Genomic DNA, 13,044 nt, shown 5'->3' on the forward strand with positions numbered 1-13,044 from the left:
ACTACAAACAACGCCCTCTTAATTGCACACTTAAATCTCGCCATAGCACTTCGTTTATTTCATGCTTATCTGCACAATAGTTACGTTGTGCAAGCTCTTTATTGAGAAACTCTACCGCTTGATCTTCTAATTGCAACTTGAGCACGCTCGACTCTTCAAAGTGCTCTTGTTCGGCAAAACGCTTTACATCGCTTCGGGTTAGCTTTTTATTAATATTAATTTGCTCACGGCTCTTAGCCTTTACAGAGACCACATAGGCAAAAAGCTTGTTACCTTGATCATCAACAGTGTCATAAAATTGTTGATTATTAATTTCATAGGGAGGCTCATCTACCGAGCTGGCACAGCCAAAAAGAAAAGTCATGAAAACTAAAGCGTATTTTTTCATTATGTATTGTCGTTTTAGTAAATATTGAGGCTGAGTTTAACAAAAATTAGTTAAAACGGAAAAATTTGTGAAAAAATACTTGACCGAAAACGTAAAAATATTTAAAGTTCACCCCGCTTAAGACTCAGCACTTAAGCATTTACAGTACATGTAAATTAGGAATGTGGGGCTATAGCTCAGCTGGGAGAGCGCCTGCCTTGCACGCAGGAGGTCAGCAGTTCGATCCTGCTTAGCTCCACCACTTTCCTACCCTCTCCTTTTAAGTAATATCCTTATTTTTATATTCTAAATAAACTTCTCTGTTAATAATGCTTTGTATTTTTTAATCTCTTTGTTTGCTTAAGTGTTTAATTTTGCTAAATCGAGATCAAAAATGCCGAGCAAAGCCCGGCACTTTTATTATTTATTGAGTTCGGTTAGTTATTCGCGAACTTGACCAACACCATTAACTAAATATTTTTCAGTGGTTAATGACTCAAGTCCCATAGGGCCATAAGCATGTAACTTAGTCGTTGCAATACCAATCTCTGCACCTAAGCCTAGTTGTGAGCCATCAGAAAAGCGTGATGACGCATTAACCATAACAACCGACGCATCAACACTACGTTGGAATAACTCTGCCGCCGCATCGTCCTTAGTACAGATAACTTCAGTATGATTTGAACCGAATTGAGCAATGTGCTCAACGGCTGCATCAAAACTTGGCACAATACGAATTGCTAACTCTAAGTCTAAGTACTCTTCACCAAATTCGTTATCAGCAAGTACAGTGGCATTATCAAAATATTCAGCCGCTTTGGCGTCAGCATTAATTTTTACACCTTCTTGACGAAGCACAACTGCACACAGATTTAAAAACTCATCAGCTACATCTTGGTGTACCACTAAACCCTCAAGTGCATTACATACACCAGTACGCTGAGTCTTACCATTAAGCAGTAAATTTAGTGCTACTTCTAAATCAGCATCTTTATCTACATATAAATGACAAACGCCTTTAAAATGCTGAATAACAGGGATTGTGCTGTTTTCAGTAACATAGTTAATTAGGCCTTCACCACCACGAGGGATGATTAAGTCAATGCTATCGCGTTGCTGCATCAATTCCATGAGCAAGGCGCGGTCAGGATCTGGGATCACTGAAATTAACGCAGTTGGTAAACCATGTTTAGTAAGCACGCTATGCATTACACTGGCAATGGCTTGTGAGCTTTTAAGCGCTTCTTTACCACCGCGTAAAATAACACCATTGCCTGATTTAAAGCATAATGCACCCGCGTCAGCCGTTACATTAGGACGCGCTTCATAAATCATACATACCACACCTAGTGGTACACGCATTTTACGAATTTTAATCCCATTAGGGCGCTCAGTAATGTCACGTAACTGACCAACAGGATCATCAAGTGAAACAATCACTTCGATACCCTCAGCCATGGCTTCAATACGCTCATCATTCAATGTTAAACGGTCTATCATTGATGCTGCTAAATTATTGTCGCGTGCTGCGCTTAGGTCACTTTCATTTTCTTTGATTATAAATTCTTTTTGCTCTCTTAATGCCGCTGCCATCTCGGTTAACACTTTGTTTTTAGTCTCGGTATCGAGTAAAGCAAGTGTATGTGCAGCCTTTGCTGCCTGGCGTGATATATCCGTAATTAAACTCATGACTTCTCCAATAATGCGATATCTTTTTCTGAAATAATTGGTCCAATCGAATCCTGCATTTTTTCGCTGAATTCACTCTGCTCGTTATCTGCAATAAAGTTTAACAAGCAGCTACTGTAATTTGCTGTGGCTTTAGCTAAACGCGTACCATCTTCACTGCGAACTAAGATAGTATCGCCCACAGCAAACTCGCCATGTACTTCTCTGATCTCATCGCCACGTAAGCAGCCGTCTTCACCTTCTAATGAATCATCGAACGATCCATCTACAACAACTTCACCCTGTTCATTGGCGGTGTGTGTCATCCAGTGAATAGAATCTTGCATTGGTTTTTCATAAGGCAAGAATACACTTCCTGGGTTTTCACCGGCTAACAAGCGAGTAAAGGTTTCTTCTTTAAAGCCATTAATAATGTAAGTTGCAATACCATGTGAAGTGGCTTTCTCTGCCGCTTCTATTTTGGTTTTCATACCACCTGTACCTACCGCACTGGTAGCACACCCTGCCATAGCATAAATAGAATCATCAATTGATTTTATTTCAGGCAATAATATGGCATCGTCATGCAAATTTGGGTTTTTATCATACAAGCCATCTACATCCGAGAAAATCATTAATGCGTCGGCATCAGCGGCTGCTGCAACCATGGCTGATAGATTATCGTTATCACCCACTTTTAAATCATCTGTTGTTACTGCATCATTTTCATTAATGATAGGTAGCACGCCGTGCTCTAGCAATGTAAATACGGTTTCACGGATACTCTGGTAACGCTCACGGTCACGTAAGTCACCATGAGTTAATAATAGCTGTGCTGATGGAAAATCAAAGAAACGATCCCACATAGCCATCATTTCTGTTTGTCCTGCTGCTGCCATCGCTTTTTTCATTACCACTGAACGAGGTTGTTCTGATGGAAATAAGTGTGAGCCAGCCGCTACAGAACCAGATGAAACTAAAATAACTTCTATTCCACGTGCGCGACAGCGAACAATAAACTGTGCGATAGTTAATAAATAACGTGAACGACAGCCATCTTGATCGGGTGCAATTAAGGCACTGCCCACTTTAAGTACGATACGTCGCCAATTTAACTTTTGCATAAGTGCTCAACTTTCCATTTAATTTGTATTCATCACATAGATGAATGAAACCAGGTCGCTATGTTTATAACACAGCGTCGAATTTGTTTATCATTGCCCACACTTTTTACACACACGTACACCGTCTCTAAAACTAACGTTTTAAATTAAGATGCAAAAATAAATAGTATTAACCCAATAAATAAATCGGATCGTACTAACTAAAAAAATATAAAGTGTTGTTTATGTATCGCTGTAAAAAGCTGTGTGCGGCCTTTTTATTAACAACATACATAGAGCCTCTTAAGTCTGGTACACCAACAGATAGGGTGATGACTTAAGGACCGAGATTTAACCGCCACGATGGGGATTAAATATTGAAAGGTAATAGTTCAACTCAAACCTTTATTTATCTGCACTGAGCAAATAAACACCTTGAGCAAAACCATACCAAAGAGTTCGGTAAATGATATTGTATGTTCAAATATTACAAAACAAAGTAAAAACAATCAGTAAGAGAGTTAAAATGTTTATATCTAACATGATTAAGTATTTAAACTATAAACTTGGTTAGATAACTAATTATTCGAACACGAAGTATAATACGTCAAAGTAGCGGCTTAGATCAAGGCTAAAATTCAAGCTAAATAGGTCCACACTGCTAAAACGAGTGTTTTTTACATTAACTATCATACAGTTAGACTACTATAAATAGGAGTTATAGAGACTATAACTTTGATAACATTTTAGAGAATGACGTTAACACTAAATAAATAAGTATTATTTATTAGCTAAATTGAATTTACACGTGTATACCCACTGTATTACTGGTAGGTAACAGTTATACTTTTAAACATTATTAATATTAAGGAGTTTTTACTCTATGTCAGCAATTTATATAGCCGGTATTGCATTGTGTTCGGTGCTAGCCCAATGGGTCGCCTGGGCATTCAGAGTACCCGCTATTCTGTTTTTGTTGCTTACTGGGCTTTTATTAGGGCCATTTACTGGCGTATTAGACCCTGATGCTTTATTAGGCGATTTACTTTTTCCTGTGGTGTCTTTAAGTGTTGCTGTGATTTTATTTGAAGGGTCATTAACACTGCATTTCCGGGAGCTTAAAGGGATCAGTAAAGTCGTAAGAAACCTCTGTTCTATTGGTATGCTTATGACCTGTGTCGTTATCAGTTTAAGCGCCTATTGGTTATTAGAGCTAAATTGGCGAGTCGCAGCAGTACTTGGCGCTGTGCTTGTTGTAACCGGACCAACGGTTATTGCGCCACTGCTCAACTCAATGCGACCCACTCAAGACATCGACCGTATTTTACGCTGGGAAGGCATAGTCATAGACCCTATTGGCGCATTATTCGCGGTATTAGTATTTGAAGCCGTGATGTTAGTTGGTCAGGGTGAAGTGCTTAGCCACACTATCGTTGCACTAGTTAAAACCGTTGGCGTTGGTTTGAGTATTGGTGTGGTTTCAGGCTGGATCACAACGCAACTAATGCGCCGCGAATGGCTGCCATTTGAGCTACATAAATTTGGCATTTTAGCGTTAGTGTTAATTAGTTTTTCGATTTCAAACCATTTAAGTCATGAGTCAGGCTTATTGGCCGTGACTGTATTTGGCATTTGGTTAGCTAATCAAGATGACTTAGAAATAGATTCGGTGCTTGAGTTTAAAGAAGATCTTTCGATGATTCTGATCTCAACCTTGTTTATATTACTAGCTGCCAGATTACAACTATCTGACTTAATGATGCTCGACAGCGACGTATTTATATTCTTAGCTATTGTGTTATTTATTGCGCGCCCATTGTGTATTGCTATTTCAACCTTTGGCACCGATTTACCAATGAAGTCTCGCTTGGTGCTGGCTTGGATTGCGCCTCGCGGTATAGTTGCTGCAGCCGTAGGTTCTGTATTTGCGTTAAGTATGATAGAAGCCGGTGTAGCCGATGCACAAAAAATGGTGCCATTGATATTCACAGTTATTATTGTCACTGTGGTACTGCAAAGCTTAACCGCTATCCCTGTTGCTAAATTGCTTGGGGTGCGCCAGCCCTCCCCTAATACTATTTTAATTATTGGTGCAAACCATGTATCTAGAGCGATTGCTCGTGGATTGAAAGAACAAAACATTCCCGTTCATTTATCAGACCCTGCTTGGGAAAACTGTAAAATGGCACGTATGGATGGTTTACCTTGTTATTACGGTAACCCACAATCTGAGCATGCTGAACGCTATTTACCTTTAACCACTATTCGCAGTGTTTTAGCGCTTTCACCTAATCGCCATCATAACGCATTAGGGGTGCAGTATTTTTCTCATTTATTAAATGAAAAAAATGTATTTTCACTACGCTCATCTTCATCACATGCTAAAGCAAATAAAGACAGTGCAACGTTCTTATCACGACAAATTTTGTTTGGTGAAAACGGCGCATATGCTCGTTTAAGTAGCGTGATAGCCAAAGGCGGCAAAGTGAGTGCAACGCGAATATCTGAAGAATTTAGCTGGCAGCAGTATTTAGAAATGAATCCTGAAGCGATCCCGCTATTTATTCTTAAAGGTGATAAAGACAGTGATGAAGACGCACCAGTGAAAATGAGGCCTTTTACCAGTGATATGGAAAAGCCACCACAAGAAGGTGAGCGAGTGGTTGCGTTACAGCCGCCTAAGATATCGCTATTAAAAGATCCGGCCAATAACAAAGCCAAAGACAATAAAAAAGACGAGTAATAACTAAAAAGCGAGATTGCCACAAAGGCATTCTCGCTTTTTATTTACATACCTGAACTCTGGTTAAGAGATTTACTAACATATTAAATCATAGTCATAATTAGGTTTATTCTCTCTAGCCAGAAATAGATTTATTATCCAGAGTTTAGGTTACATAGGTAAGCGCGCGCGGGTAACGACACTGGCTGGCATTTTTTCAGCAAGTTTTGTTAATGCTCGCTCTATTTTTTTATGTGTCGCTTTATCGGCTACCGTGGTGTTAAACAGCCAACGATAAGCATCTTCGAAATCTCTTGGACTACCATAACCTTGATTAAACAAGCCAACTAATCGTAACTGCGCTTTTAAGTTGCCTTGCGCTGACGCCTCACGTAAGTAGGTTATTGCCATGGTTTTGTCTTTTTGGACCAACTGCCCAACGTCGTAGTAGCGACCTAGTTGCTCTAATGCAGCCGCTAAGCCCTGCTCAGCCGCTTTTTTCATGTAATACACACCTAAAGCAACATCACGCTCAACACACACTTTATAAGCGAGCATATCACCGTATAGGAATTGATATGATGGCAATGCCATTTTATTGGCTCGCGCTTCTATATCTTGTACTAACTGGCAATTATCTGCCTTTACGCGCGCTAGATGAGTGTTCTCATTAATTAAAGCTATTAACTCAGATTCAGTATACAGCGGCACAGCTGCAGGACTTTCTTCAGCTAAGCTATTGCTTACATTAAATAAAGAAAGTGTGAGTAGTGATAATGACCACATAGAGCAACGAGAAGATAAACGCATATTAACCACTTTAAAAATAAACTTACCAAATAATATACAAAGATCGTTCCACTATTAATAGCGTCACTTTTCTGCAGACATAAAAAAAGCTGCACATGGCAGCTTTTTTCAACATAAACCCAATATTATGCAAATGGGCTACGAAGTATCATCGTTTCAACACGATCTGGACCTGTAGAGATAATATCAACAGGTACGCCAGTGATTTCTTCAATACGTTTAATGTAATCAATTGCCGCTTTAGGTAAACCTTCAAGCGATGTTACACCCACTGTATTTTCAGACCAACCAGGCATTTCTTCGTATACTGGCGTTACTTTATCGTAACCTTCAGCTGCTAATGGCGTCACGTTTGTCACAGTGCCATCTTCAAGCTTATAACCAGTACAGATTTTAAGTGTTTCTAAACCATCTAAAACGTCAAGTTTAGTTAAACAAAATCCTGAAATGCTGTTTATTTGGACTGCACGGCGCATAGCCACTGCATCTAACCAACCAGTACGACGTAAACGACCTGTAGTAGCACCAAACTCATGACCTTTGTCACCTAAATGCTTACCTACTGGGTCTTGCTTATCAAGACCGTCGTAAAGCTCTGTAGGGAAAGGACCTGAACCTACACGTGTTGTGTACGCTTTAATGATACCTAGTACATAATCGAGGTGTAATGGGCCAAAACCCGCACCTGTAGCAACGCCACCAGCTGTGGTGTTTGAAGATGTTACATAAGGGTAAGTACCGTGATCAATATCAAGTAGTGTACCTTGTGCACCTTCAAATAAGATGTTGTCACCGGCGTTACGCGTTTGATCTAAAAGCTCAGTTACATCAACTACCATTGCTTTTAAAATGTCTGCAACAGCCATTGCATCATCAAACGTTTTTTGAAAATCCACAGCATCTACTTTGTAGTAGTTCACTAATGTGAAGTTGTGGTATTCCAATACTTCTTTTAACTTAGTAGCAAATAATTCAGGATTGAATAAATCGCCAACACGTAAACCACGACGTGCTACTTTATCTTCATACGCTGGACCGATACCACGACCAGTTGTACCGATTGGTTTATCGCCACGCGCAGTTTCGCGAGCTACATCTAATGCAACATGGAAAGGCAATATTAGCGGACATGCTTCACTGATTAAAAGACGATCACGTACAGGTACGCCACGCTCTTCAAGCATGCCAATTTCTTTCATTAGCGCTTCTGGTGATAAAACAACACCATTACCAATCACACATTTAACATTGTCACGTAATACACCCGATGGAATAAGGTGTAGAACTGTCTTTTCACCGTCGATCACTAAAGTATGGCCAGCGTTATGACCACCTTGATAACGAACTACTAAAGATGCTTTATCTGTAAGGAGGTCAACTACCTTACCCTTACCTTCGTCACCCCATTGGGTGCCTAGTACAACAACGTTTTTACCCATTGCAAATTCACTTAGAGAAAATTAGGACGAGATTTTACCAGAAAACTAAAGCAATGTTCACCCCGTTTAGCTTATTTTTTCCTCGTGCGGCTAGTAAACATCAGTGTTTAGCTAATAATCACATAAATAACAATCATTTATAGCCTTAAAATTGAGATAACAAAAAGCCCTGCAATTGCAGGGCTTTTTCAAATTTAACTAAAGCTATGATTACTGAGCCTTCGCGCCTTTCATGTATTGGAAGAAGTCGCTATCCGGTGATAACACCATCACGTCTTGCTTGCCTTTGAAAGTTTGCTTATAAGCTTCTAAAGAGCGAACAAAGCTAAAGAACTCAGGGTCTTTATTGTAAGCACTAGCGTAAATCGCAGCAGCGTCAGCATCACCTTGACCACGAACAGAACGAGCATTACGTTCTGCATCGGCAAGCATTACTGTTACACGACGGTCAACACCTGCACGAATTGTTTCGGCTTTTTCCTGACCTTCAGAGCGATGCTCTTTAGCAACTGCAGTACGCTCAGCGCGCATACGTTGGTAAATAGAGCTACTCACCTCTTGTGGTAAGTTAATTTGCTTAACACGCACATCAAGTACTTCAATACCCAGCTCACTAGCACTTTCAGACGCTTGTACTAACGCTTCTTCCATCAGCTCGCTACGCTCACCAGATACAATTTCACGAATAGTACGCGTACCAAAATTAGTACGTAGTCCATTGTTTACCTTTTGCTTAAGTAGCGTTTCAGCGTATTGCTTATCACCACGTGCACGCAGGTAAAAAGAGCTAAAGTCGTTTACGCGCCACTTTACAAACGAATCAACGATTAAGTCTTTTTTCTCGCTAGTTACAAAGCGATCTGGTGTACCATCTAGCGTTTGAATACGTGCATCAATGCGACGTACTTGGCTAAAAAATGGGACTTTTAAGTGTAAACCCGGACCATAAACTACCGCTTGTTCATCGCTGTCTTTTTGCACTTTACTAAATAAAAGTACAATCGCTTTTTGACCTTCAGAGACCACGAACACCGACGAGAAAGACATCACAATGGCGGCTAATAGGATTACTAAACTAAAGTTTTTCATTGCTCTTATCTCCCGTCGTTAAAACGATCATTGTTAAAGCGATCGTTACCACTATTAACAGTGCTGTTGCGTGACGTATTTACCTTGTTACGTAAATCGTTAATATCGCTTGAGCTAGGTAAAGCAACGCGTGTTGATGAACCCTGTTTCTCCATGATTTTATCAAGTGGTAAGTACATCATGTTATTACCGCCTTTAACATCAACCAATACTTTAGAGCTATTAGCCAGCACTTCTTGCATCGTATCTATGTATAAACGCTCACGTGTTACTTCTTTAGCTGCTTGGTATTCTGGAAGTAATTTCTCAAAACGAGCCACTTCACCTTGCGCTTCTAAAGTAATACGTTCTTGGTAACCTTCAGCTTCTTGCGTCATACGAGTTACTTGACCACGCGCACGCGGCTCAATTTCACGGGCATACGCTTCTGCTTCACGAATAAAGCGTTGCTCATCCTCTTGGGCTGCAATTGCATCATCAAACGCATCTTTAACTTCCATTGGTGGACGTGAGTCCTTGAAGTTAACGTCGGTTACGATTAAACCTAAATTATAAGGTTCGATGATTTGATTTAGCTCATCCCAGGTATTTTGACGCACAACTTCACGGCCGTTCGTCAGTACTTGGTCCATTTTTGAATGACCAACAACGTAACGCAACGCACTATCTAATGCTTCTTCAAGGCTGCTGTCAGCGTTAGTAACACTAAATTTGTACAAGTAAGGGTCGATTACTCGATACTGTACTTCAAATTCAACGCTTACTACGTTTTCATCTTCGGTTAGCATAAAACCTGATGCTGATAACGAGCGAACAGCTTCGATATCAACTGGAATAACCGTTTCAATAAAGGTCATTTTCCAACGCAAGCCTGGATCTGCAATTCGGTCAAACTTACCAAATTGAAGAACGACACCGCGCTCAGCTTCTTTCACCGTATAAATACCGCTTAGCGCCCATACAATTGCAGCGATAATAAGTACAAATGAAATACCGGCTCCGCCAAGTCCACCACCGCTACCATTGCCGGATTTTTTACCGCCAAATAAGCCGTTAAACTTGTTACTGAATTTACGGAACACCTCGTCTAAATCAGGTGGGCCTTGATCACGTCCGCCTTTGTTATTCCACGGATCTTTGTCATTGCCATTATTACCCGGTTCATTCCAGGCCATAGCTATACTCCATTGTTATCTAAATAAATTCGGAAATTGTGTTAAATCTAACAAATCTTCTGCGTTTCTTATACTAAAACCGACATTAATCTTGCAGTTTTTAATCGCAGCTAATAAAACTTTCAATTTCAGGGCCAAAATCTTTAATTAAACGGTTCCATTCAATCATAGGTAATCGTACATCAAGCAACCAATTACCTTGCTCATCAAACCGTTCATTGTGTACTGCGCTTAAATTAAATAGCGATGCTCTTAAACGCCCATACTGCGGTGCGAGTAAAATTGTTTCGTTAAGCATTTGTTTAGCGAGTAAGTCGCTGATAGCTTCACTAAGTAATTCACAGCCTTCGCCAGTTTTTGCCGATAGCCATACTCTTATAGGTTGGCCCTCGTCATCACGATCAATACGTGGCGTTACCTCATCAAGCGCATCAATTTTGTTATAAACTAATAACTGCGGTACCTCGTCGGCTTCAATCTCTTTAAGGACTTCTTGTACCTGTTCAATATTTTCTTTTCGGCGAGGGTCAGCTACATCTATCACATGCAGTTGCAAATCGGCTTCACGCGTCTCGGTTAGGGTTGCTTTAAATGCAGCCACTAAATCATGCGGTAAGTGACGAATAAACCCTACAGTATCCGCTAAAATAACGGAGCCAACATCACCTATATCGAGTTTACGTAGCGTTGGATCTAGAGTGGCGAATAGTTGATCGGCTGCATACACATCTGAATCGGTAATGTAGTTAAACAGTGTTGATTTTCCGGCATTGGTATAGCCCACCAGCGACACTGTTGGAATTTCATTACGTGTACGAGCACGTCGACCTTGTTCACGCTGTACAGCCACTTTGGCAAGTCGTGCACGAATATTTTTAATACGTGCGCGCAATAAACGTCGATCGGTTTCTAGCTGCGTTTCACCCGGACCACGTAAGCCTATCCCCCCTTTTTGGCGCTCAAGGTGAGTCCACCCACGGATTAAGCGTGTAGACATATGGCGAAGCTGCGCCAACTCAACTTGAAGTTTACCTTCATGAGTACGGGCACGCTGAGCAAAAATATCAAGAATAAGTGTTGTTCTGTCAAGCACCCGGCATTGACAAACACGCTCTAAATTGCGTTCTTGAGACGGGCTCAACTGATGGTTAAAAATGACAACATCGGCATTGTGGATTTTGACAATTTCAGCTATTTCTTCCGCTTTGCCGGTACCGACAAATAACTTAGGATGTGGTGCTTGACGGCTGCCTTGCACAACCGCCAAACTACTAACACCAGCAGAAGATACCAACATTTCTAATTCATGAAGATCTTCACGATCCCCATCTTTAGGTAAGTCGATATGGACTAAAATTGCCTGTTCGCCAGATTCATAGCGGTCAAACAAGCATTACGCTCCTAATTTAAAAGTTTCCAGGTTCAGTTTCTTCAGTGTCTTCATTTCCCTGTACACCTTGGAAGTTGACTGCGCGTGCAGGTACAACTGTTGAAATTGCATGTTTATACACCATTTGATTAACAGTGTTTTCCAGTAAAATTACAAATTGGTCAAATGACTGAATTTTACCTTGTAATTTTATGCCATTTACCAAAAAAATTGATACTGGAATGCGCTCGCGGCGTAATGCATTTAAAAATGGGTCTTGTAACGATTGGCCTTTTGCCATGTTATTATTCCTTCGTTCTAGGTGTTATTATAATTAAGTGGCTGAACTAATTTAACAAAGCTAAATTTTGTCCAACTACTACTAGCTTAGCGAACTTACTACACGATGCAAGTTTTCTTCATCACCGGTTGTCAACCATGTAACGTCAGGCCAACTTCTTAACCACGTTAATTGACGCTTAGCCAATTGACGTGTGGCAGCAATACCGCGAAAAACCATTTCATCGTGATCTATTTCACCCGCAAGGTAATCCCACATCTGTCTATAACCTACACAACGAATAGAAGGCATATTGGGATGTAAATCCTCACGTAGATATAGGGTCGAAACTTCTTTTTCAAACCCCTGTTCAATCATTATTTTAAACCTTTCTGCAATTCGCTGGTGTAACTCTTTACGATCATCTGGAGCAATAGCAAATTGATGAAAAGTGTAAGGTAAAGGTGGCTGTTTTTGCTTTTGCAATTCAGTCATTGTTTTACCTGTTATACGGTAAACCTCTAAAGCGCGATTAATTCGTTGTGAATCATTTTCACTCATCTTTTGCGCTGCTTGAGGATCTATTCTTAATAGCTCTTGATACAAATGTGGCCAGCCATGCTGTTTCGCCTGCATTTCAAGTTCTGCCCTTATCTGCTCATCAGCCTCAGGTAAAGGAGATAGTCCATCAATTAAGGCTTTAAAGTACATCATTGTACCTCCAACCAGTACAGGCACTTTACCTTGTTGATGAAATTTATCAATTTTTTCTATTGCATCGCGTCTAAAATCAGCCACTGAATAAGTTTCGCTTGGATCAAGTAAGTCAATTAAGTGATGTGGAGCACGTGCTAGTTCATCGGCATCCGGTTTAGCGGTACCAATATCCATACCTTTATAAACCAGTGCCGAATCAACGCTGATAATTTCAGTATTTAAATGCTCACACAGTGAAATTGCCAATGCTGTTTTACCAGCAGCGGTGGGGCCCATTAAAAATATGACCGGTAAATTACTCAACA

11 protein-coding genes and 1 tRNA gene are annotated in these 13,044 nt (G+C 40.4%); 2 read left to right on the top strand and 10 right to left on the bottom strand.

The annotated features are described in order from the left end of the window. Position 1: 1 nt before the first annotated feature. Complete coding sequence (locus AC27JR_RS04905; RefSeq protein ID WP_487172945.1) at positions 2-388, bottom strand: hypothetical protein; 387 nt, start codon at positions 386-388, stop codon at positions 2-4. Between the two features lie 165 nt (positions 389-553). On the opposite strand from AC27JR_RS04905, the gene AC27JR_RS04910 reads away from it, so the two are divergent. Next, positions 554-629: transfer RNA gene (locus AC27JR_RS04910), tRNA-Ala, on the top strand. A gap of 179 nt (positions 630-808) precedes the next feature. Here AC27JR_RS04910 and AC27JR_RS04915 read toward each other — a convergent pair. Then, positions 809-2,056 (bottom strand): glutamate-5-semialdehyde dehydrogenase, encoded by a 1,248-nt coding sequence (locus AC27JR_RS04915; RefSeq protein ID WP_487172946.1) that lies wholly within the window; start codon positions 2,054-2,056, stop codon positions 809-811. Continuing rightward, positions 2,053-3,159 carry a glutamate 5-kinase gene (gene proB / locus AC27JR_RS04920; RefSeq protein ID WP_008466300.1) on the bottom strand — a complete coding sequence of 369 codons (1,107 nt, stop codon included), beginning with the start codon at positions 3,157-3,159 and terminating at the stop codon, positions 2,053-2,055. Before proB ends, AC27JR_RS04915 begins: the two co-directional genes overlap by 4 nt. Positions 3,160-4,021: 862 nt before the next feature. Between proB and AC27JR_RS04925 the strand changes: the two genes are divergently transcribed. Further along, entirely contained in the window at positions 4,022-5,881 is a 1,860-nt protein-coding gene (locus AC27JR_RS04925) for a cation:proton antiporter (protein ID WP_008113488.1), read from the top strand. Positions 5,882-6,031: 150 nt separating this feature from the next. Here the strand turns inward: AC27JR_RS04925 and AC27JR_RS04930 are convergent, their stop codons facing one another. The 7 genes from AC27JR_RS04930 to miaA all read right to left on the bottom strand — a co-directional run bounded on the left by AC27JR_RS04930 (position 6,032) and on the right by miaA (position 13,042). Further along, complete coding sequence (locus AC27JR_RS04930) at positions 6,032-6,670, bottom strand: tetratricopeptide repeat protein (RefSeq protein WP_076919426.1); 639 nt, start codon at positions 6,668-6,670, stop codon at positions 6,032-6,034. 125 nt (positions 6,671-6,795) lie between these two features. Further along, complete coding sequence (locus AC27JR_RS04935; protein ID WP_008113490.1) at positions 6,796-8,109, bottom strand: adenylosuccinate synthase; 1,314 nt, start codon at positions 8,107-8,109, stop codon at positions 6,796-6,798. Between the two features lie 210 nt (positions 8,110-8,319). Next, the gene (gene hflC / locus AC27JR_RS04940; protein ID WP_008466298.1) at positions 8,320-9,198 is read right to left on the bottom strand and encodes a protease modulator HflC; all 879 of its coding nucleotides are present in this window, start codon (positions 9,196-9,198) and stop codon (positions 8,320-8,322) included. A gap of 5 nt (positions 9,199-9,203) precedes the next feature. Then, the gene (gene hflK, locus AC27JR_RS04945) at positions 9,204-10,373 is read right to left on the bottom strand and encodes an FtsH protease activity modulator HflK (protein ID WP_008113492.1); all 1,170 of its coding nucleotides are present in this window, start codon (positions 10,371-10,373) and stop codon (positions 9,204-9,206) included. 100 nt (positions 10,374-10,473) lie between these two features. Continuing rightward, complete coding sequence (hflX, locus tag AC27JR_RS04950) at positions 10,474-11,763, bottom strand: ribosome rescue GTPase HflX (protein ID WP_131691758.1); 1,290 nt, start codon at positions 11,761-11,763, stop codon at positions 10,474-10,476. A gap of 16 nt (positions 11,764-11,779) precedes the next feature. Continuing rightward, on the bottom strand, positions 11,780-12,043 hold the full coding sequence (gene hfq / locus AC27JR_RS04955; protein ID WP_008113494.1) for an RNA chaperone Hfq: 264 nt from the start codon (positions 12,041-12,043) through the stop codon (positions 11,780-11,782). Between the two features lie 81 nt (positions 12,044-12,124). Then, complete coding sequence (gene miaA, locus AC27JR_RS04960; protein WP_008113495.1) at positions 12,125-13,042, bottom strand: tRNA (adenosine(37)-N6)-dimethylallyltransferase MiaA; 918 nt, start codon at positions 13,040-13,042, stop codon at positions 12,125-12,127. Between the last annotated feature and the right edge of the window lie 2 nt (positions 13,043-13,044).

It is taken from the genome of Pseudoalteromonas sp. NH0006-26 (assembly GCF_057552415.1).